Annotated in this window: 17 protein-coding genes; all 17 read left to right on the top strand. The window is 37.9% G+C overall.

Annotated features, from left to right (window positions below; all coding sequences use genetic code 11):
• Positions 1 to 2 precede the first annotated feature (2 nt).
• The 17 genes from trxB (at position 3) to PHO70_02580 (ending at position 20,892) form a co-directional block, all read left to right on the top strand.
• Entirely contained in the window at positions 3 to 914 is a 912-nt protein-coding gene (trxB, locus tag PHO70_02660; protein MDD5431870.1) for a thioredoxin-disulfide reductase, read from the top strand.
• Position 915: 1 nt separating this feature from the next.
• On the top strand, positions 916 to 2,703 hold the full coding sequence (locus tag PHO70_02655) for a phosphoenolpyruvate carboxykinase (GTP) (protein MDD5431869.1): 1,788 nt from the start codon (positions 916 to 918) through the stop codon (positions 2,701 to 2,703).
• A gap of 20 nt (positions 2,704 to 2,723) precedes the next feature.
• Positions 2,724 to 3,629 carry a phosphoribosylaminoimidazolesuccinocarboxamide synthase gene (locus PHO70_02650; GenBank protein MDD5431868.1) on the top strand — a complete coding sequence of 302 codons (906 nt, stop codon included), beginning with the start codon at positions 2,724 to 2,726 and terminating at the stop codon, positions 3,627 to 3,629.
• Positions 3,620 to 4,609: a lysylphosphatidylglycerol synthase transmembrane domain-containing protein gene (locus tag PHO70_02645; protein MDD5431867.1), complete on the top strand. Its 990-nt coding sequence runs from the start codon at positions 3,620 to 3,622 to the stop codon at positions 4,607 to 4,609. The genes PHO70_02650 and PHO70_02645 overlap by 10 nt, the downstream gene beginning before the upstream one ends.
• A complete protein-coding gene (locus PHO70_02640; protein ID MDD5431866.1) occupies positions 4,545 to 5,024 on the top strand; it encodes an NYN domain-containing protein in 480 nt (159 codons plus the stop codon). Before PHO70_02645 ends, PHO70_02640 begins: the two co-directional genes overlap by 65 nt.
• Positions 5,024 to 5,815, top strand: coding sequence for an MBL fold metallo-hydrolase (locus PHO70_02635; protein ID MDD5431865.1), 792 nt, complete (start codon positions 5,024 to 5,026; stop codon positions 5,813 to 5,815). Before PHO70_02640 ends, PHO70_02635 begins: the two co-directional genes overlap by 1 nt.
• Before the next feature lie 87 nt (positions 5,816 to 5,902).
• The gene (locus tag PHO70_02630) at positions 5,903 to 6,580 is read left to right on the top strand and encodes a hypothetical protein (protein MDD5431864.1); all 678 of its coding nucleotides are present in this window, start codon (positions 5,903 to 5,905) and stop codon (positions 6,578 to 6,580) included.
• 168 nt (positions 6,581 to 6,748) lie between these two features.
• A complete protein-coding gene (locus PHO70_02625; GenBank protein MDD5431863.1) occupies positions 6,749 to 7,894 on the top strand; it encodes a response regulator in 1,146 nt (381 codons plus the stop codon).
• 2 nt (positions 7,895 to 7,896) lie between these two features.
• Complete coding sequence (locus PHO70_02620; GenBank protein MDD5431862.1) at positions 7,897 to 8,529, top strand: VanZ family protein; 633 nt, start codon at positions 7,897 to 7,899, stop codon at positions 8,527 to 8,529.
• Positions 8,530 to 8,544: 15 nt separating this feature from the next.
• A complete protein-coding gene (locus PHO70_02615) occupies positions 8,545 to 9,282 on the top strand; it encodes a polysaccharide deacetylase family protein (GenBank protein ID MDD5431861.1) in 738 nt (245 codons plus the stop codon).
• Entirely contained in the window at positions 9,275 to 10,939 is a 1,665-nt protein-coding gene (locus tag PHO70_02610; GenBank protein MDD5431860.1) for a glycosyltransferase family 39 protein, read from the top strand. The genes PHO70_02615 and PHO70_02610 overlap by 8 nt, the downstream gene beginning before the upstream one ends.
• Before the next feature lie 26 nt (positions 10,940 to 10,965).
• On the top strand, positions 10,966 to 13,674 hold the full coding sequence (locus PHO70_02605; GenBank protein ID MDD5431859.1) for a calcium-transporting P-type ATPase, PMR1-type: 2,709 nt from the start codon (positions 10,966 to 10,968) through the stop codon (positions 13,672 to 13,674).
• Between the two features lie 24 nt (positions 13,675 to 13,698).
• The gene (gene mgtA / locus PHO70_02600) at positions 13,699 to 16,257 is read left to right on the top strand and encodes a magnesium-translocating P-type ATPase (protein MDD5431858.1); all 2,559 of its coding nucleotides are present in this window, start codon (positions 13,699 to 13,701) and stop codon (positions 16,255 to 16,257) included.
• A 9-nt stretch (positions 16,258 to 16,266) separates the two neighbouring features.
• Positions 16,267 to 17,295, top strand: a complete 1,029-nt coding sequence (gene arsB, locus PHO70_02595) for an ACR3 family arsenite efflux transporter (protein MDD5431857.1) — start codon at positions 16,267 to 16,269, stop codon at positions 17,293 to 17,295.
• 57 nt (positions 17,296 to 17,352) lie between these two features.
• Positions 17,353 to 18,489, top strand: a complete 1,137-nt coding sequence (locus tag PHO70_02590; protein MDD5431856.1) for an SGNH/GDSL hydrolase family protein — start codon at positions 17,353 to 17,355, stop codon at positions 18,487 to 18,489.
• 23 nt (positions 18,490 to 18,512) lie between these two features.
• Positions 18,513 to 19,988: a potassium/proton antiporter gene (locus tag PHO70_02585; protein MDD5431855.1), complete on the top strand. Its 1,476-nt coding sequence runs from the start codon at positions 18,513 to 18,515 to the stop codon at positions 19,986 to 19,988.
• Positions 19,989 to 20,040: 52 nt separating this feature from the next.
• Positions 20,041 to 20,892: an alpha/beta hydrolase gene (locus PHO70_02580; GenBank protein MDD5431854.1), complete on the top strand. Its 852-nt coding sequence runs from the start codon at positions 20,041 to 20,043 to the stop codon at positions 20,890 to 20,892.
• Positions 20,893 to 20,895 lie beyond the last annotated feature (3 nt).

Here is a 20,895-nt window from a genome sequence, read left to right as displayed (position 1 = left end):
AAATGTATGATTTAATTATTATTGGAGCAGGACCTGCGGGTTTAACTGCAGCGCTTTACGCAGGAAGATCACGCTTAAATACTTTAGTGCTTGAGAAGATTTCGGTTGGCGGAAGAATTTTGATGAGCGAAACAATTGAGAACTTCCCCGGGTTTTTTGAAACTGTTTCTACTGAAGAATTGATCAGGCGTATGAAAGGCCAGGTTGAAAGCCTCGGTATTAAAATTGAAATGGATGAAGTTGTTGATATAGATTGTAAAACCAAGACCATTAAGACAACTTCCGCAGAATATTCCGCAAAAGCAATCATTATCGCAACAGGCGCGCACCCCCGTAAACTTCAGGTTCCGGGTGAGGAAAAATTAACAGGCAGGGGCGTTTCTTATTGCGCGACCTGTGACGCGCCTTTTTATAAAGAAAAGAAAGTTGTCGTAGTAGGCGGAGGGAATACTGTTGCGGAAGAGGCAATTTACCTGACTCGTTTTGCCAAAGAGGTAAGTATCATTCATAGAAGAAATGAGCTAAGGGCTTCCGCCATACTTCAGGAAAGGCTTCAAAACAATAAACAAATAAATTTTGTTTTAAATAATGTGGTTATAGAAATATTAGGTTCAAATAGGGTTGAGGGCGTAAAAATAAAAGATGTGGAAACTTTTGAAGAAAAAATATTTCCTTGTGACGGTGTTTTCGTGTATATTGGATATAGCCCGGAGACTCATTTTTTAAGAGGCAAGTTAAAGATGGATGAGTCTGGGTTTATTATTGCAGACCATGATTTGACGACTTCCGAAGAGGGCATATTTGTCTGTGGCGACTGCCGGAAGAAAAGCTTGTATCAGGTGATTACTGCTTGTGGTGACGGAGCAACTGCTGCAGATTCAGCTTATAAATTTATTGCAAGTAAGGAGAAATAGGATGAAAGAATTTCCGACAAAAAACAAAAAATTGATTGATTGGGTAAAAGAAATGGCTGCTCTATGTCGGCCTGATTCTATAGTTTGGGTAGATGGTTCAGACAAACAAAAAGAACTTTTAGAAAAGGAAGCTGTATCAACCGGAGAGATTATCCGATTAAATACGACAAAACTTCCCGGTTGTTTTCTGCACAGGACAGCTATTGATGATGTCGCCCGTACTGAGCATCTTACTTTTATCTGCACAAAAAAAGAGCGCGATGCAGGCCCGACAAACAATTGGATGTCCCCCGCAGTTGCCTATAAAAAAGCAGGAGAGATATTTAAAGGCTCTATGCGTGGAAGGACTATGTATGTGATCCCTTTTTCTATGGGGCCTGTTGGTTCTCCTTTTAGTAAAATCGGAGTTGAACTGACGGATTCGCGTTATGTAGTCTTAAATATGCTAATTATGACGCGTGCAGGAGAAGCTGTACTTAGGCAATTAGAAAAAGAAGGCAATTTCACTAAGTGTTTACATTCAAAGGCGCAACTTGATATTAATAAGAGGTTGATTTTGCATTTTCCTGAAGATAATACTATCTGGAGTGTAGGGTCTGGTTATGGCGGAAATGTCCTCTTGGGTAAGAAATGCCTATCTTTAAGAATCGCTAGTTTTATTGCGCAAAAAGAGAATTGGTTGGCAGAGCATATGTTGATTATGGGAATTGAAGATCCCAGCGGGCATATAGAATATATTGCTGCTGCATTTCCAAGCGCCTGTGGTAAAACTAATTTGGCTATGTTAATCCCGCCCGAAGGGCTTAAAAGAAAAGGATATCGCATTTGGACTGTTGGGGATGATATTGCTTGGATGCGCGTAGATACCGATGGGGCGCTTTGGGCAATTAACCCTGAATGGGGATTTTTTGGTGTTGCTCCAAACACAAATTCAGAGTCAAACCCGACCATGGTTGAGACAATTAAGAAAAATACAATTTTTACTAATGTGCTTTTAAAGCCTGACGATACGGTTTGGTGGGAGGGAGCGGATGGGAAAGTTCCGGCTGAAGGTATTGATTGGCAGGGTAGGCCTTGGAAGCCCGGGCTTAAAGATGCGAATGGCAAGCCTATCTTAGGGGCTAATGCAAACAGCCGTTTTACAGCGCCCATTTCAAATTGTCCATCAGCTTCTTTCAGGTTAGAGCAGCACCATGGAGTCCCAATATCAGCAATAGTTTTTGGTGGGAGGCGCGAACATCTAGCCCCACTTGTTTATGAATCATTTAATTGGCAGCATGGAGTTTTTGTCGGTGCGACTATGGCTTCTGAGCGTACTGCTGCGCAGGTCGGGCAATTAGGAGAAGTTCGGAGAGATCCTATGGCAATGCTTCCTTTTTGCGGATACAATATGGCTGATTATTTTCGCCATTGGTTAAAGATGGGTAAGAGCATGAATAAACCTCCTAGAATTTTTCACGTTAATTGGTTTAGAACGGACAAAAACGGGAAATTCTTATGGCCGGGATTTCGTGAGAATTTAAGAGTCTTAGAATGGATCTTGGATCGTTGCAATGATAAAGTAGAAGCTGTGCATACTCCTATCGGGTTTGTTCCTTATGCAAAGGATATTGATATGACTGGGTTAAAGCTTGCAGACGGAGCATTAGAAAAATTACTAGAAGTGCGAAAGTCAGATTGGCTTGAAGAATTAAAAGGCGTTAAGAAATTTTTTGATCAGTTTAAAAAAGATTTACCCAAGGAATTGTGGCAAGAATACGAATATCTTAATAACCGTTTAATCTCTTAGGGATTACAAGTATGAGCAATATGAATAATAAAGAAGTTGTTTTACGCACAGAGTTTAAGGATTTAAAGCTTTTCAGAAGAGGCAAAGTAAGGGATGTTTATGATTTGGGCGATAAGCTTTTAATTGTTTCAACCGATAGGATTTCTTGTTTTGACGTGGTTCTGCCTTGCGGCATCCCCTATAAAGGCAAGGTTCTTACCTCACTATCTGCTTTCTGGTTTGATTTTCTAAAAGATACTGTTAAACATCATTTAATTGAAACGGATGTTGAAAAGTACCCCGTGGAATTAAAAAAATATAAGGATGAAATTACCGGGCGTTCTATGTTGGTTAAAAAAACCAAGCCTCTTCCTGTAGAATGCATAGTTAGAGGCTATCTTTCCGGGTCGGGTTTGAAAGAATACCAGCAGAAGCAATCAGTTTGCGGGATTAGCCTTCCTTCGGGGTTAAAAGAATCCGATAAACTTCCACAGATTATTTTTACTCCTTCAACAAAAGCTGAAGAGGGGCATGACATTAATGTTAGTAAAAACCATATAGAGAGTTTGATTGGGAAGGAAAACACAGAGGCGATTGCCAGATTAAGCGTAGAAATTTATAAGAAGGCAAGTGAATATGCTCTAAGCCGCGGTATTATTATTGCGGATACCAAATTTGAGTTTGGGGTTTTTGACGGGGAAATTACTTTAATTGACGAAGTCTTAACTCCGGATTCTTCGCGTTTCTGGCCGAAAGATTTGTATATGCCCGGAAAACCAAGCCCGAGTTTTGATAAGCAATTTGTCCGGGACTATCTGGAGAGCCTTGATTGGGATAAGACTCCTCCTGGGCCTATGCTTCCCGATGATATCATTGAGAAAACTACCCAGAAATATCTTGAGGCGTTTAAAAAACTAACTGGCAAGGATCTTTTTAAATGCAGGTAATTAAAAAAATACTTACTTTAATATTTCGGTTCGGAATAAGTATTATTTTAATATTCTTCTTGTTTGAGAAAGTTGATAAGAAGAGCCTCTTTGAATTGATAAAAAATGCTGATAAAGGGCTTTTGTTTTTAGCTTTCTTTGTTTTTTTCTCGGGTTATTATTTTTGCCTTTTACGCTGGCAGATGCTTCTTAAGGCGGTAAATATCCATCTTCCTCTAAAGAGAATTATTATTTCTTTTTCCGGAGGGGTATTCTTTAGCTTGTTTCTTCCTTCAACTATTGGAGGGGACTTAATGCGTTCCATTGACTTAAGTAAGCATACAAAAAGGCCGGGTGAAGTTATTGCGACAGTTTTCTTGGATAGGTTAAGCGGTTATATCGGGCTTGTAATTTTAGCTTTTGTTGCTTTAATCCTCGGTTGGAGGTTTGTAGAGGACGTCAGCGTTTTGTCTTCCATGGCGATTATCACGGTTGTATTGTTTGCCCTTCTAATCCTTTTCTTTAACAAAGCGCTATTTGCTAAAATCAGTAAGTTATTGCATACCCCTGATTCGGGGAAAATTAGAGAGTTAATCAAGAATATGCATAAAGAGATACACTACTTTAGGCATAATAAAAAGATTATCTTGAAGAATCTTTCTTTATCTGTGCTCATTCAGGTTACCTCGCCGCTTACCTTTTATATCACTGCTTTGTCTTTGGGGGTAAAAATTAAATTAATTTATTTTCTAATCTATCTGCCGATTATCAGCGCAATAACTTTACTTCCAATTTCAATCGGAGGCCTTGGCTTAAGAGATGCTTCTACGATATACTTCTTTGCGAAGGCAGGGGTAAGCAGGGATTTGGCTTTTGCAATGTCACTTCTTAATTTTTCTTTCATATTAATCTGCGGATTAATGGGAGGCATTATTTATGTCCTTACAGTACGTCATCGACGGTTACAATATCATAAACCATCCGCTATTTCCTCACTCTAACAAACAAAACCAGAATTCGCAATCCTTGCTTTTGTCTACCATTATAAAGAGAAGGCTCTGCGGAAGCTTAAAAAACAAAGTAATCATAGTTTTTGACGGTTATCCTGCTCCAGTAACCAGTGATTATGAGAATATCATGGTTGTTTTTTCCCGTAAAATTGATGCTGATGAAAAAATTAAAAAAATTATTGAGGAGTCTGGCGTAAGAAGGAATATGATAGTTGTGACAAACGATAAAGAAGTTAGTTTTGTTATAAAATCACTTGGCGCAAAGTCAATGTGTGTTGAGGATTTTCTGGGTAAAAATAGGCAAGAAGCAATGGATAGTAAAGAAGCTTCTTCATATGAGCTTAATTATTCCCAAAAGCATTATATTACAGAAGAGCTAAAAAAACTTTGGCTAAAAGAAAAATAATGACACTCTTGAAGAATAAAAAAAGCATTCAAAGCGATAATTTTATTAAATTTTTAGGTACTGCGGGTGCTCGTTTTGTAATGATTAAACAGTTGCGTGCCTCAGGCGGGATTTGGATTTCTTATAATAATATCAACATTCTAATTGATCCCGGCCCGGGTTGTGTTGTGAGATGTGCTAACGCAAGGCCTAAATTAGACCCTTCTAAATTAGACGGGATTATCCTTAGCCATAGGCACTTAGATCATTCTGGGGATATCAATGTGATGATTGAAGCAATGACCGAAGGAGGATTTAAGAAAAGAGGGGTAGTTTTTTGTCCGTATGACGCTATCCACGATGATTCTGTTATATTAAAGCACTTGGTTAATTTTCCCGAAGAAATTAGAATTTTAAAGCCAAGAAGTTCATATAAGATAAAAGATTTTAAATTTACTACTTCAATGAAGCATCGGCACCCAAGTGAAACTTATGGCATCAAGTTTAAATTAGGAAAACAAAAAATAGCGCTTCTTACGGACACAAGGTATTTTAAAGAGCTGGAAAATTTTTATAAATGCGATATCTTGATAATTTCTGTTGTGTTCTTAAACGAGAGGCCGGATGTTGAGCATTTAAGTTTGCCTGATGTGAGAAAAATCATTATGAAGCTTAAACCTAAAAAAGTTATCCTTACGCATTTTGGGATGTCAATGCTAAAAGCAAAGCCGCGCATCCAGGCAGAAATCTTAACAAAAGAATTGGGGATTGAAGTTGTTGCTGCTTATGATGGGATGTCGCTTAAGGTATAAAGTAAGTTTCTTCTTGACATAAACCAATGAATATGTTAATGTTATAAAGAATATGTTTAATCTTGTAGCCTAAAAAGGAGGTAGAACATGAGTAGTTGGCAAATCGTGTTGTTGGAACCTGCCAGGACAGTTCTTGCGCAGATCGGCCAGTTCTTAGTCAACATCTTGCTTGTTATTGTCATCCTTATAATCGGCTGGATAATCTCAAAGTTGATTAAGGTGGTTGTTGTCAACGGCTTAAAAGCAATCAAAATTGATGACCTTTCCGAACGTATTGAATTAGAAGCTCTCCTTAAAAAAGGTGGCATTACATATTCACTTTCCGAGTTATTTGGAGTTATGTGCTATTGGTTGTCATTGTTGATAGCATTTATGGTAGCAATTAATGCTGTTGGTTTGACTATCGCCGCAGAGCTATTGAATAAAGTCGTTCTTTATGTCCCGAATATTATTGCAGCTCTATTTATTCTAGTTTTAGGTATGTTTGCTGCGACGCTGTTAAAGAATATCGTGCAGACAGCCGCTAATAATGCGGGCATTTCTCAAAGTAAAATCTTAGGCAATGTAGTTGATGTGGTCGTAATTGCTTTCTCAGTATTTGTAGCTCTTGAACAGCTAAGAATCGGAATCCGTATTACCGAGCTGACCGTAAGTATAATTTTAGGTTCTGTAGGGCTTGGTTTTGCACTCGCATTTGGTTTGGGATGTAAAGATATAGCAGGTAAATTTGTAAGTGAATCTATTGATAAAATGAAAAAGAAATAGACCAAAGGTTTTAATAAAAAGCCCCGCGCTTTACTGCAAAGCGTGGGGCTTTTTATTTGAAGCCACCGTTAAAAGCAGTTCATTGTAAAAAATAATTTTTATGGTATAATTATTTGCTAAATAGTTGAATTATTGGAGCTTAAGCGATTTATCAATAAAGGGAAAATAATGGTTAAGATTCTATTAGCTGATGATAATCTGGAGTTTTGTAAAGAAATTGAAGAAAACCTAAAAGGCGAAGGTTACGAATTTATTATTGTAAATTCAACTTCTGAAGCACTTGAGAAAGTGAAGTGGGAGAAGCCTCAAATCGTGCTTTTGGATATTGTTATGTCAGAAATGGACGGCCTTAAGACCTTAGAGAAAATAAAACAGTCTAATCAGGATTCCATTGTAATAATAATTTCAGCAGTAAAAGATTCCGAGCTTTCCCAAAAAGCTATTAAGGCAGGGGCAGTAAGTTTTATTGAGAAGCCGGTTAATTTTGAGCTCTTGAAACGAAGCCTTCGTGTGTGGGCAAAACAGGCTAGTATTATGCACAAAGGCCAGGCTGATATTTTAGCATTTGAACAAGATGAGAAAAAAATAAGCTTGGTGTTGGATTTCCTGGAGAAAAAGAAATATAAGGTAAAAATTGTCCGTGATATGTCGGAAGGCTCAAAGATTGAGCCGGATCATTTTAGCGTTGTGGTTATCAGGTTTGATATGATAGGCGAAGAGAATATCGGGATTATTGAAAAATATAAGGAAGCTTTCCCGGGACTGCCTATTTTGGTAATCTTAAAGCAGGGCGTTAACGACGAGTTGTTAAATAAAATTGATGAATATGGTAATTGCATGTTTGTACAGAGCCACGTTGATACATATAATCTTATTTCAATTATCTATGAAATGGTTTTAAGTTTTGACGGGAAGAGGGGTGTTAAAGAAGCTGCACTTTTCGGTGATTATGTTCTTATAGTTGATGATGATGCTGATATCTGTGAATATAGCGCAAGGTATCTTTCTAAAGAAGGTTACAAGGTTGTCGTTATCACAAAAGCAAAAGACGTGCTTAATCAGATTAAGACTTTAAAACCATCTGTGGTGATTATGGATATAGTGATGCCTGACACGGACGGAATAGAGTTATTAAAAGAAATTAAGAAATTAGACTCTGGTATTAGTGTAATTATGATGACTGGCTTAAAAGATGATTCAGTTTGTAGGGAAGCTCTTGAATCGGGTGCGTCTAGTTATCTGGTAAAGCCGTTTTCTTTGGATCAGCTCAAGGCCATGGTACTCACCAATATCATTAAATCTAACCGTAAATAATAATGCGTCAAAAATACAGGATAATCCGGGATTGGTTATTTGTAGTCCTTATATATTTAGGGGTGCTTTTGCTTATGCCGGTTTCAGATAAGATTTTCCCTCATTTGAATCCGGGGACGGTTGATAGGACCTTAAATTTTATTATTAATGTTTCCATAGGCGTAACGTGCTTAATATTGTTGTTCTATCTGATATGCAAGAAAGATAAGGCTGTATTTTCTCAGTATGCTTGGTTATGCGTCATTTTTGCTTCTTGTGTTTATTTCCTGACAAAAGTTGAAACTACCATGGACCGTTTACATTTTGTCGGCTACGGAATCTTAAGTTTGGTTATTTTCTTCGCATTAAGGCACAATTTCGGGACCATGATGCTTTATTTGTGGAGTTTTTTAATTGTTACGGTTTTTGCTGTTTTTGATGAATTGCTCCAGCTTTCTAACTTAGGCGGGCATAATTTTGAGTTAAAAGATATCGCAACCGACTGTTTTAGTATTTTCATCGGGCAACTTTTGATTGCAACGGTAATCAGGCCAAAACTTGAGAAAGTAAATATCAAACTGCGAAAATATACAAATTATCTAACTAAGCTAAGGGATTACAGCAAGTCCCGTCTTCCGAAAAAAAGTGATTTCTAATATCTTAATTTACTTATGAGAAAAAAGATTGTGCGTATTTCAATATTCTTATTTTTGGCTATATTTATTTTTGCTTCGGTTATGGTCTTTTTTGATCAAAGCGTCCTTAATAGAAAAGGCACTTTTTACCATGCGGATGTTTCCGAAAAAGTCGTTGCTTTGACTTTTGATGACGGCCCTTCAACGGAGTGGACGCCAAAGATCCTTGATGAATTAAAAGAGGATAATGTAAAGGCTACGTTTTTTATGCTTGGTGAACATGTAAGTAAATACCCGGAGATTGCCAAGCGTGTTGCTGATGAAGGCCATGAGATAGGGAATCATACTTATGATCATCGGTTAGTTAATTTTTCAAGCAGCGGGCTGCTTAAGAAAGAGATATTGGATACTGAAAAAGCAATAAAGTCCGCTACGGGTAGGTCTACGAAATTGTTCAGGCCGCCAAAGGCATGGCTGAATAAAAGAACTAAAGAGGAGATCAGAAGCCTTGGGTTTGAGATTGTCCTCTGGACTATTAATTCTAAAGATTGGGTAACTTTTGATTACAAATACATTATCAAGTATATATTAAATCATGTCAGGCCCGGAGATATAATTCTTTTTCATGATAGCGGTGCGGTTTTTGGTAAAGAAGGCGGAAGCAGGTATGAGACAGTCAGGACTATTAAAAGGCTTATTGAGGAACTAAAGAGGCTAGGGTATAGATTTGTAACAGTCACTGAGCTAATAGAAATGGAGAAGAAGAATGATTAAAGCAGGCAATCTTAAGAATGTATTGATTTTAACAGTTCTTGCTTTTTGTTTCTTGATGTTGGGGAATCATATGTTAAGCCAGACTAATCCTGATGAAGTATTTTATTCTGGCTCTGCGAAGGAGATGATGCAGCAGAATACTTGGGAAGTTCCGATACTATTCGGAAAACCCCAATTTGAGAAGCCTATTTTTACTTTTTGGCTGCTTCGTTTTGGTTTTGAGTTATTCGGGATTTCAAACTTTTCGGCTAGATTTTTCCCTGCTCTTTTTGCCATTATGGGGGTTATTGCTGTTTATCTTTTGGTTTTGCTTGGGGCAAAGAGTGAAAAGAATGCGTTTATTTGCGGGGGCATACTATCTTCAGCAGGCCTTTATATAGGCATGTCAAGGACGGTTTTTACCGATATGATTTTTACTGTATTAATCTTGCTGTCGTTAGTTGCGTTTTTCTGGGCCTATGTAAATAGCAATAGGAAATTTATTGGAGTAATGCTGTTTTTTGTATTTAGCGCTTTGGCTGTTTTGACCAAGGGACCGCTTGGATTTTTCATTCCGCTTTTAGCGGTTATTCTGTTTTTGTTGTTTAAAAAAGACCTTAAGTTTTTGTTTTGCGGATCATTTGGGTTAGGATTCCTGGTGTTTTTGTTAATCTCTGTTCCCTGGTATGCACTTATGATTAAAAAATACGGAAGAGAGTTTATTGATGAATTTTTTTATAATGACCATATAAGAAGGGTTATTGAAGCTGAGCATAAAGGAAATGATACATGGTATTTTTATCCCATGACGATGATTCTTTGTATGTTCCCCTGGAGCTTGTTTGTTTTAGCTTCAATTGCAGAAGTTTTTATGAAAGCGTTGAAGAAGACTTTGCGAACACTTGATTTATTTTTGATCAGCTGGATTATTGTTGTTTTTGTTGTGTTCCAGGCAGCTCATTCAAAACTAACCAGTTATATTTTGCCGTTATTTCCTGCTTTAGCAGTCCTTGCAGGAGATTTTATTTATAGGAAGCTGACAGATAAACCCAGCTTGCTTGTAAGGCTTATGCAATTATCAAGTGTGCTTTTTTTAATCCTGCCTATCGGTTTAGTTGTTAATTCATTCCTGTTCTCAATGTATTTACCTCCTATGGCTTTTGTGTATTCAGCGGTTTTTATCCTTGTTTTTCTGATTTTTTTCATCTTTTTGTCGGCTTCCCAGAAAAAGCTTTTAGTAAGCTTATTCTTGACTTCGCTTATTGTGCCGATACTTTTAATATTTACTTTTTCTTGGGAGAAGCATTACCGAGATTATGTTTCTTGTAAGAATGTAGGAGCTTACATATTAAACGAGCTAAAAGTTGATAACACTATTCTTTGTACCAAAGCTTATGCCAGAGGGGTCAGGTTTTATACTGATAAGCCGGTTGCGGTAATTAATGTTGGCGGGAGAAATTTCTTCAGCGCTCATCCGATTGGATATTTTGATACTGATGAAAAAACCTTTGCGTTCTTAAAAACGCAACCAGTTACCTATGGCGTAATCAAGAAGTCCTGTTTGGTTGATATTGAACGAATTGCAGGGAAAGAGTTTAAAGTAGAGTTATTAAAAACCTTCGGTAATGAATATGTTGTAAAAGTAACAGCGATCAATCAACAGGGTAAAAAGAAATAATAATATTTTAGAGAGGATACGTATTAATGAATGATGAAAGATTCTATAGTTTAAATAGTGATGATGCTGTTTTGGCTTTAAAAAGCAATATCAAGTCAGGGCTTAGCGAGGAAGATGCTAAGAATCGTCTTGAAGAATTCGGAGCTAATCAGCTCCTTGAGAAGAAGGGTGTGGGCCCTTTTGAGATTTTCCTTGAGCAGTTTAAAGATTTTATTGTTTGGATTTTAATCGGAGCTGCTTTGGTTTCCGGTTTCTTGCAGGAATGGGTTGATGCATTGGCAATAATTGCAATCGTAATTATTAACGCAATTTTAGGGTTTGTTCAGGAATTCCGCGCGGAAAAATCATTAGCGGCGTTAAAGAAACTCTCCAGCCCGAATTCAAAAGTTATCCGCGATAATGAGCACAGAATAGTTCCTTCTTTTTTGCTTGTTCCGGGAGATTTGATTGAGCTAGAAGCAGGGGATAGCGTGCCTGCGGATTGCCGCTTGGTTTGGGTTAGTTCAAATTTTAGCGCGCAAGAAGCAAGTTTAACAGGGGAATCCTCGCCAGTTATTAAAACAATTCATGCTTTGGAAGAAAAAGAGATTCCGCTTGCTGACCGCGCGAATATGGTTTACATGGGTACTTCGGTTGCCTCAGGGAAGGCAAAGGCGCTGGTTGTTTACACAGGAATGAAAACGGAGCTTGGTAAAATAGCCGGTATGGTTCAAGGGGTAGAGCGACAAACTACTCCTTTACAAAGAAAGCTTGAAGAATTCGGTAAATGGATTGTTTATCTATGTTTTGTTTTAGTAGGAATGGTATTTTTGCTGGAATGGCTGCGGGGAGGGAAAATTATTGATGTATTTTTGACCTCGGTAAGCTTAGCTGTAGCTGCTATTCCAGAAGGGCTTCCTGCGGTTGTAACAATTGCGTTGGCATTAGGTGTTCACCGGATGGTAAAGCGTAATGCTCTTATTAGAAAGCTTCCTTCGGTTGAGACTTTAGGATGTGCCACCGTAATTTGTTCTGATAAGACAGGGACCTTGACTAAAAATGAAATGACAGTCCAGAAATTATATACAGCAGGAAAACTTTTTGCGGTAACCGGGATTGGTTACGAACCTAAAGGCGAAATCCTGCTTGATAAGAAGCAAATTAATAGCGCTGAGAACGTAAGCCTTAATAATTTATTGCGTTCAGGTGTGTTATGTAATGGAGCTCAGTTAGTTGAGAAAGAAGGGGTTTTTAAGATTGTTGGAGATCCTACTGAAGGCGCTTTGTTAACAGCCGCTGGAAAAACAGGAATTATGAAGGAGAAATTAGAAGAAGAATTCGTTTTTGTTGATGAAATTCCTTTTGATTCCGAGCGCAAGAAGATGACGGTTGTCAGAAAATACAATGGTAAGATAGTTGCTTTTACCAAGGGTGCTCCTGATATGCTTTTGAATGATTGCGTTAATATTGAAGAAAATGGAACAGTCAGAAAATTAACTAGTCAGGATAGGCAAGCTATACAGAAGATTAACGATGAGTTAGCCGGACAAGCGATGAGGGTACTGGCTATTGCTTCAAGGGATTTAGATAATTCTTACGAAAAATATGAAGCAGCTCAAATTGAGCAGGATCTTACATTTTTAGGTTTGGTTGCGATGATAGATCCTCCCCGTGAAGAAGTCAAGGCTGCTATCCGGGAGTGTAAGAGTGCCGGCATTAAAACAGTTATGATTACCGGAGACCATAAGAATACAGCAGTTGCGATTGCGCGGGAACTCGGGTTTTTTACCGAAGAATCATTGGCGTTAAGCGGAGAAGAGCTGGATAAATTAAGCGATGATGATTTATTTAAGGAAGTAAAAAAGATTTCAGTCTACGCGAGGGTTTCCCCTGAGCATAAATTAAGAGTTGTGCGCGCCTGGCGAAAGCATGGTGAGATTGTGGCAATGACAGGAGATGGGGTTAATGATGCGCCTGCGGTTAAAGAAGCTGATATTGGGGTTGCTATGGGAATTACCGGGACAGATGTAACTAAAGAAGTTTCCGACATGGTAATAACCGATGATAATTTTGCTTCAATTGTTTCAGCAGTTGAAGAAGGAAGAGGTATATATGATAATATAAAGAAGTTTATTCATTATCTTCTTTCTTGTAATGCTGGAGAAATCCTTGTTATGTTTATTTCTTCTTTGTTGGGTTTTCCAGTTCCTCTGCTTCCAATACATATCCTTTGGGTTAATCTTGTAACTGACGGGCTTCCTGCGCTTGCTTTAGGGGTTGATCCGGTAGATCCAAACATAATGAGCCGCCCGCCGCGCAAAACTACAGAGGGTGTCATTACAAAACAAAGAGGATTCCTAATGTTGGTTCAAGGATTCTTTATCGCTTTTTGTAGTTTGTTGGCGTTTGTTCTTGTTTTGTTCATAGAAAAAGAAGGTATTGTGCGTGCACGGACAGCGGCATTTATCGTGCTTTCCTGCTCGCAGTTGTTTCATTCTTTTAACTGTAGAAGCGTAACAGAATCTTTGTTCAAGCTTGGAGTTGGCACTAATATGAAATTAGTTGTTGCTACCTTGGTTTCATTCTGTTTACAAATGGCAGTAGTGTATATTCCTTTTTTACAGAAGGTTTTTAAGACTGAGGCCTTAGGCATATTTGACTGGGCCCTTGTAATTGTAATTTCTTCCCTACCATTATGGTTAATGGAAATTTGGAAGATTTTTATGCCTAAAAAGAAAATTTTGGAAGTTTTTTAATTTGTTTTATCAAGATATAAAGTCATGGATGGGAATATTAAAATTCAAAACTGGGATTTTGATTATATCACTTCTCCTCAAAATGTATTATTTGAAAAACTAAATTCTTCTCCCAAGGGCTTGAGTGAACAAGAAGCTGCTAAGAGAATTGAAGAATTTGGTTTTAATGAGCCTGCCAAGAAAAAAAAGCGTACCGTTATATTTGAGATCGCCTCTAAATTTGTTAACCCCCTGGTTATAGTTCTTCTTATTATTGCTGCCTTCTCACTATTCTTCGGAGAGAGGATAAGCGCAATTTTGGTAATTGCCATGGCGTTTATCAGCGTATTCCTGTCTTTTATTCAGGAACATCGAGCTGGAAAGGAAGCTGAGCGTTTAAGTGAAATGGTGCGGGCAACAGCCACCGTCTATAGAAACGGAAAATCAAAAGAAGTAAATATCCGTGAGATTGTTCCCGGAGATATCATAGATTTATTTGCAGGAGATATGATTCCGGCTGATCTAAGGATAATTTCTTGCAAAGACCTGTTTATCAACCAGGCATCTTTAACGGGAGAGTCATTTCCGGTTGAAAAGGCTTGCGAAGTAAGCGATCCGCGTAAACGATCCCCGGCAGATTTAACTAATATCGCTTTCATGGGCTCAAGTGTTGTTAGCGGCACGGGTTTAGGTGTTGTTGTAAAAACCGGGATTGCTACAGAGTTTGGAGAGCTTTCAAGAAAATTAGCTTCAATTGTTGTTGAAAGTAGTTTTGATAAAGGCATACGCCAGTTTACGTGGCTAATGATTCGCGCCATGCTTGTGTTGGTCGCTGTAATCTTTGCTATTAATGCTTTTAACAAAGGGAATATTATCCAAGCGCTTCTTTTTGCTCTTTCTGTTGCTGTGGGGCTTACCCCTGAGATGCTTCCGATGCTTGTTGCAATAAACCTGTCAAAAGGTGCGATTGCCATGTCTAAGAAGGATGTTATTGTTAAACGCTTAAATGCAATCCAGAATTTCGGGGCCATGGATGTGCTTTGTACTGATAAGACCGGCACTTTAACAATGGATAGGATCATTTTGGAGAGGCACTGTGATGTAGTCCGTAAGGAAGATGAAGATGTCCTTCGTTTTGCGTTCATAAATAGCTATTATCAAACCGGATTAAAAAATATTTTAGATAGGGCAATCCTTAAACATGGAAAGCTTGTCGTAAAGCAATATAAGAAAGTTGACGAAGTCCCTTTTGATTTCTCAAGGAAGCTTATGTCTGTTGTAGTTGAGAATGAGGGTAAACATAGATTAATTGTAAAGGGTGCACCTGAAGAGATTTATAGGCGTTGCACTAAGTTTGAACTTGAAGGCGAAATACTTGATTTAGGCACTGGCAATTTGATGCTTTTAGAGTTAAAGGAAGAATACGATAACCTTAGCGCTGAAGGTTTCAGGGTTCTGGCGGTGGCTTACAAAGATTTTGATCAGCAAAAAGACAAATATACCAAAGATGATGAGCAGGAATTAATTCTTAAGGGTTATATTGCTTTTCTTGATCCTCCGAAGCCAACCGCAAGAAAGACTATTGAAACCTTAAAGAATCTGGGAATAGTTTTCAAAGTTTTAACAGGGGATAATGAATTAGTAACTAAGAAGATCTGTGGGGATGTCGGATTGGATGTAAAAGGGCTTGCCACAGGAGAAGAGGTAGAGAAGATAACTGATGATCAATTATGTGAGTTAGTAAAGGTAACAACAGTTTTCGCTCGGCTTTCTCCATTACAGAAAGAAAGGGTAATTCGGGCTTTGCATAAGAATAAACATATAGTTGGTTATCTTGGGGATGGGATTAATGATGCGCCTGCATTGAAGGCATCCGATGTCGGGATTTCGGTTAATAATGCCGTAGATATTGCCAAAGAATCAGCAGATATCATTCTTTTGAAGAAAAGCCTTTTGGTTCTTGAAGATGGTATTTTGGAGGGGAGAAGAACTTTTGGGAATATCCTTAAGTATATTAAAATGGGCTCAAGTTCAAATTTTGGGAATATGCTTAGTATGACAGGGGCAAGTTTGTTCCTACCATTCCTGCCAATGCTGCCTATACAAATCCTTTTGAATAATTTGCTTTATGATATTTCGCAGATCGCTATACCTTCTGATGATGTTGATAAGGAATATTTGCTAAAGTCAAGGCCATGGAATATTAATTATATCAAGAAATTTATGATTACCATCGGCCCTGTAAGTTCTTTATTTGATTTTATTACTTTTGGCGTACTCTTATGGGTATTTAAAGCGCCCGAACAGCTTTTTCATACGGGTTGGTTTTTAGAATCGCTTTGCACCCAGACTTTAGTAATACATGTGATCCGTACCGGAAAAATTCCGTTTATTGAAAGTAAGCCCAGCCAGTTTCTGATATTTACTTCAATTTATATTGTCACGATTGCATTGGTAATACCGTTTATTCCTTTGGGTAAGCATTTTGGTTTTGTTACTCCGCCTCCCGGATATTTCCTCGCCTTAATTTTGATTGTGACAGCGTACCTGTTTATGGTTCAGCGGGTCAAGCGCTGGTTTATCAGAAAGTATGGTTACGAGTAGGAGGATGCCATGAAGAAATTATCTTTTCTTGATCGATTCTTAACCCTATGGATTTTTTTGGCCATGGGGATTGGGGTTTTATCAGGGTATCTTTATCCTCAAATTGTCGGATTTTGGAATAAATTCCAGGTCGGGACAACGAATATTCCTATTGCTGTTGGTTTAATACTTATGATGTATCCTCCATTAGCAAAGGTTAAATATGAAGAGATGGGAAGTGTGTTTAAGGATATAAAAATATTGACTCTTTCTCTTGTTCAAAACTGGATAATTGGTCCGATTCTTATGTTTCTGCTTGCCATTATATTCTTAAGGGGTTATCCGGAATATATGGTTGGGTTAATTATGATTGGGCTTGCCCGATGTATTGCAATGGTGATTGTCTGGAATGAGCTTGCGAAAGGCGACACGGAATATTGCGCAGGGCTTGTTGCTTTTAATTCGCTTTTTCAAGTGGTGTTTTATTCAGTTTATGCTTGGTTTTTTATAACTATTCTGCCACCGTATTTTGGCCTAAAAGGCGTTCAGGTTAATGTCACTATTGCTCAAATTGCGAATAGTGTTTTTATCTATCTTGGTATTCCGTTTCTAGCCGGGATTATTACCCGCATTGCTTTGTTAAAAATTAAGAGCAAAGCTTGGTATGAAGAAAAGTTTATCCCTAAAATAAGCCCGATAACTTTAATCGCTTTATTATTTACTATAGTGGTTATGTTTTCATTAAAAGGGGAATATATTGTTAAGATACCTTTTGATGTGGTAAGGATAGCAATTCCGCTCTTAATCTATTTTGTACTTATGTTTTTGGTTTCTTTTTATATGGGAAAGAAATTCAAGGCTGGTTATCCTAAGACAGCAACATTGTCATTCACCGCGGCAAGCAATAATTTTGAACTTGCAATAGCTGTTGCAGTTGCGGTATTCGGAATTAACTCAGGAGCGGCATTTGCTGCGGTAATTGGCCCGTTAGTGGAAGTGCCTGTCTTAATTAGCCTGGTTAACGTTGCGCTTTATTTTAAAAGGAAGCATTTTGCATGATATTTTTTTAAGTATTATTTTGGCTTAGGGAATGCTTGAATGGAAAAATAAGGGAAGATGCCCAGGAAGAAAGATGTCCTCGTTTTACTTTTTTCAGTTGTTTTTTTATTTTTTTGCTTTGAGTTGTTTATTAGGCTAAGCCCGCATTTGTATTGTCTGGGATATAGGCCAGTAAGAAATCAAAAGCTTGTTTTTGAGCTTCAGCCTGGTTATAAAATAAAGGAAATAAATGCAGAAATCAGTTCCCAGGGGTTAAATGACCGTTATTATAGCCTTATTAAGCCGCAAGGTGTATATAGAATTGCTGTAATTGGAGATTCAACTTCTTTTGGTTGGAAGGTTGGCTCAGAAAACAGTTTCCCAAAGATTCTAGAGCGCAGGTTGAACGAAGGAAAAAGCCAGCGATATGACAGATATGAAGTGATTAATTTTTCTGTCCCGGGGTATAATACTGCACAAGAACTCGCAGTATTAAAAGAAAAAGTAGTAAAATTTAACCCGGATTTAGTTATATTGTGCTATTGTAGTAATGATATATATCTTTGCAACCTTATTCAGCCGGATTTATCTATTCTTAATTATTTATACAATCGTTCATTCTTTATTCATTATTTATTATATAGAATAGATTCAGCCATTATTCCTAAAGAGAAGAATGATATTCCGTTAGGCCCGAGGCCAACGTTTGTTTGGAAGGGCTCTTTAATTACCTTGATTCGCGATTTAAATAAATTTTGTTTATGGTATAGGGACAAGGCTTGGATTTTGTTTAAGAAGAAAATATTAAGGATGTTTTATTATGAACAGAGAATCTATCCTTATCCCGAGCTTGAAGCAGTAAGCTGTATTCAAGTTAATCCAATATATCTGCAAAAACGCGTACCTTCTAAATATTGGTATATGTTAGGGTTGAAAAATTATAGAATTCATTTATCAAATATAAATAATTTTCTTAAGAAGAATAATATTGAGTTTGTTTCAGCAGGGTTTTTTGATACTGAGCCTTTAAAGATTAACAAAGAATTGAATATTAAAAATATTCTTAATTTTAGCGATTTCTTATCAAGAGAAGGTATATATTATCAAAAAATTATATTTGCAGATGATTGGCATATGAATATTCGTGGCCATTCATTATGTGCTGAATTTATTTATGAAAAACTTAAGAATATCTGGAATACTAAAGGAGAATGAAAACTTAAGGAGTCAATTTTACTATGTTAACAATTGAAACTATTTTATTGTGGGTTGCGGTATTGATTTTCGTAAGTGTTGTCTCAAGCAAGCTCTCGGATAGGTTCGCCATACCTGTTTTATTGCTGTTTTTAGGAATAGGGATACTTGCCGGGTCAGAAGGCATAGGCAAGATTTATTTTGACAATGCACAGGTAGCTAAATCCATAGGTATTGTTGCCCTTATTTTTATTATTTTCTCGGGAGGTTTTGATACTAATTGGAAGGAGACAAAATCAATTGTTTGGCCGGGAATTTTACTTTCAACACTCGGAGTTTTAATGACGGCGCTCGTAACAGGATTTTTTGCTGTCTACATTTTGAAGTTTTCTTTACTGGAAGGTATGCTTCTTGGTTCTATTGTGTCATCAACCGATGCTGCGGCAGTATTCACTATTTTACGGTCAAGGCAGATTGGTTTAAAGCAGCCATTAAAGCCTTTGCTTGAGTTTGAATCTGCCAGCAATGATCCTATGGCTGTCTTCTTGACTGTGAGTTTTATCAGCCTTCTAACTGTTAAGGATATGAGTTTTGCTGCATTGATCCCCAGATTTATCCTTGATATGGGTATGGGGGCGCTTGTAGGGTATTCAATGGCGAGGCTTACAATATTCCTTGTCAATCGCCTGAAGCTGGAATACGAAGGGCTTTATCCGGTAATAATGATTTCTCTTGTTCTGTTAACATATGTAATTGCTGTTTTCTCAAGAGGCAATGGATTTCTTGCGGTTTATCTTACGGGTTTAATGCTGGCTCAGGCGGATTTTCCAAACAAAAGAATGATTATGAAATTCCACGATGGTTTAGCGTGGCTTATGCAAATCGCCATGTTTGTAACGTTAGGTTTGCTTGTTTCTCCTTCGCAAATTATTCCTTTAGTTGGAGCTGGAGTATTGCTAACATTGCTTCTTATGTTGGTTGCTCGTCCGGTCAGTGTTCTTGTTTGCTTGTTGCCGTATAATATGACTATGCGTAAGAAACTTATGGTTGCCTGGGTTGGCCTTAGAGGTTCAGTCCCTATTATCCTGGCGACATTCCCTTTTATGGCAGGTATTTCTCAGGCGGATACTATCTTTAATGTTGTGTTTTTTGTAGTCTGTGCCTCCGTCCTTATCCAAGGGACAACTATCCCGGTTGTTTCAAAGATATTGAAACTCAATGTCCCTTTTGCTAAAAGGAAAAATCATCCGATTGAATTTGAAAAAAGGCCGGGTTTGGATGTTGAATTGACAGATGTAATTATCCCATATAATTCCTGGGCAGTAGGCAAAAAGATCGCAGATTTAAACACTCCTGAGAAATGCCTTATTATGTTAATTTCCCGGGGAGATAAATATATTATCCCTGCCGGGCCTACTTTGCTGGAAGGCGGAGATGTCTTGCTTGTGCTTGCGAATGAGGAGGATCTTAAGTCGCTGCAAAGCGCTTTGGCAACATTGGATGATTTAGAGGGTAGATAGGAATTATCAAAGAAAGGACGGGTTTGTGGTTATGGATAGGAAAAGATGGTTAATGGTTTTCATAATTTGTTTAGTAGTAGCATTATTTAATCCAATTCATGTAAAAGCGCAAGAAGGGGTTGCTGTTTCAAAAGACGGCGTGCCTATCCATTATTCAGTCTATGGCAAGGGCGAGCCGGTTTTAGTTTTTATCCATGGCTGGAGTTGTAACCGTTCGGTATGGAAAAACCAGGTTCCTTATTTTGAAAAGAAATATCGCGTAGTTACATTAGATTTAGCAGGGCACGGGGCTTCGGGAAAGGAAAGAAAAGTTTATTCTTTAAAGGCTTTTGGAGAAGATGTGGCTTGTGTTGTCCGTGCAGTTAAAGCTTCGGAAGTAATCCTTATCGGGCATTCAATGGGAGGCCCGGTAATTATCGAGGCAGCTCAAATTATCCCTGATAACGTCGTTGCTTTAATTGGAATTGATACTCTGCATGATTTTGATGAGAAATATACTCCTGAGCAAGTTGAACAAATTATCAAGCCTTTTAAAGAAGATTTTAAGAAAGAGACTGGGTCTTTCCTCCAGAGCATGTTTGTTAAAAATACCGACCCAAAATTTATTGAGGGGATTGTTGGGATAATGTCTAATGCCGATCCAAAGGTGGGAATCAGTGCTATGAAAGAAATGTTTAGCGCTTCATATGTTGACCATCCGCCAGAAATCAATGTGCCGGTTTGGGCGCTTAATTCTGATTTGTGGCCGACTAAGGAGAAAGTTAACCGCAAATATGTTCCGGAATTTAATCTTCGTATCATGCCGGGGGTTGGGCACTTCCTTATGTTGGAGTCTCCCGATGAATTTAACCGCCAGTTGGATGATATAATCAAAGAAATTGTAAATAGCACTATAGAAGATTAAAAA

This window comes from Candidatus Omnitrophota bacterium, assembly GCA_028715415.1.
Classification (GTDB): domain Bacteria; phylum Omnitrophota; class Gorgyraeia; order Gygaellales; family Profunditerraquicolaceae; genus JAQURX01.
This window is presented reverse-complemented; position numbering and strand designations above follow the sequence as displayed.

Excerpts from the sequence above, each read along its gene's own strand:
- trxB (MDD5431870.1), top strand. The coding sequence starts at position 3 with ATGTATGATTTAATTATTATTGGAGCAGGACCTGCGGGTTTAACTGCA.
- PHO70_02655 (MDD5431869.1), top strand. The coding sequence starts at position 916 with ATGAAAGAATTTCCGACAAAAAACAAAAAATTGATTGATTGGGTAAAA.
- PHO70_02650 (MDD5431868.1), top strand. The coding sequence starts at position 2,724 with ATGAATAATAAAGAAGTTGTTTTACGCACAGAGTTTAAGGATTTAAAG.
- PHO70_02645 (MDD5431867.1), top strand. The coding sequence starts at position 3,620 with ATGCAGGTAATTAAAAAAATACTTACTTTAATATTTCGGTTCGGAATA.
- PHO70_02640 (MDD5431866.1), top strand. The coding sequence starts at position 4,545 with ATGTCCTTACAGTACGTCATCGACGGTTACAATATCATAAACCATCCG.
- PHO70_02635 (MDD5431865.1), top strand. The coding sequence starts at position 5,024 with ATGACACTCTTGAAGAATAAAAAAAGCATTCAAAGCGATAATTTTATT.
- PHO70_02630 (MDD5431864.1), top strand. The coding sequence starts at position 5,903 with ATGAGTAGTTGGCAAATCGTGTTGTTGGAACCTGCCAGGACAGTTCTT.
- PHO70_02625 (MDD5431863.1), top strand. The coding sequence starts at position 6,749 with ATGGTTAAGATTCTATTAGCTGATGATAATCTGGAGTTTTGTAAAGAA.
- PHO70_02620 (MDD5431862.1), top strand. The coding sequence starts at position 7,897 with ATGCGTCAAAAATACAGGATAATCCGGGATTGGTTATTTGTAGTCCTT.
- PHO70_02615 (MDD5431861.1), top strand. The coding sequence starts at position 8,545 with ATGAGAAAAAAGATTGTGCGTATTTCAATATTCTTATTTTTGGCTATA.
- PHO70_02610 (MDD5431860.1), top strand. The coding sequence starts at position 9,275 with ATGATTAAAGCAGGCAATCTTAAGAATGTATTGATTTTAACAGTTCTT.
- PHO70_02605 (MDD5431859.1), top strand. The coding sequence starts at position 10,966 with ATGAATGATGAAAGATTCTATAGTTTAAATAGTGATGATGCTGTTTTG.
- mgtA (MDD5431858.1), top strand. The coding sequence starts at position 13,699 with ATGGATGGGAATATTAAAATTCAAAACTGGGATTTTGATTATATCACT.
- arsB (MDD5431857.1), top strand. The coding sequence starts at position 16,267 with ATGAAGAAATTATCTTTTCTTGATCGATTCTTAACCCTATGGATTTTT.
- PHO70_02590 (MDD5431856.1), top strand. The coding sequence starts at position 17,353 with ATGCCCAGGAAGAAAGATGTCCTCGTTTTACTTTTTTCAGTTGTTTTT.
- PHO70_02585 (MDD5431855.1), top strand. The coding sequence starts at position 18,513 with ATGTTAACAATTGAAACTATTTTATTGTGGGTTGCGGTATTGATTTTC.
- PHO70_02580 (MDD5431854.1), top strand. The coding sequence starts at position 20,041 with ATGGTTTTCATAATTTGTTTAGTAGTAGCATTATTTAATCCAATTCAT.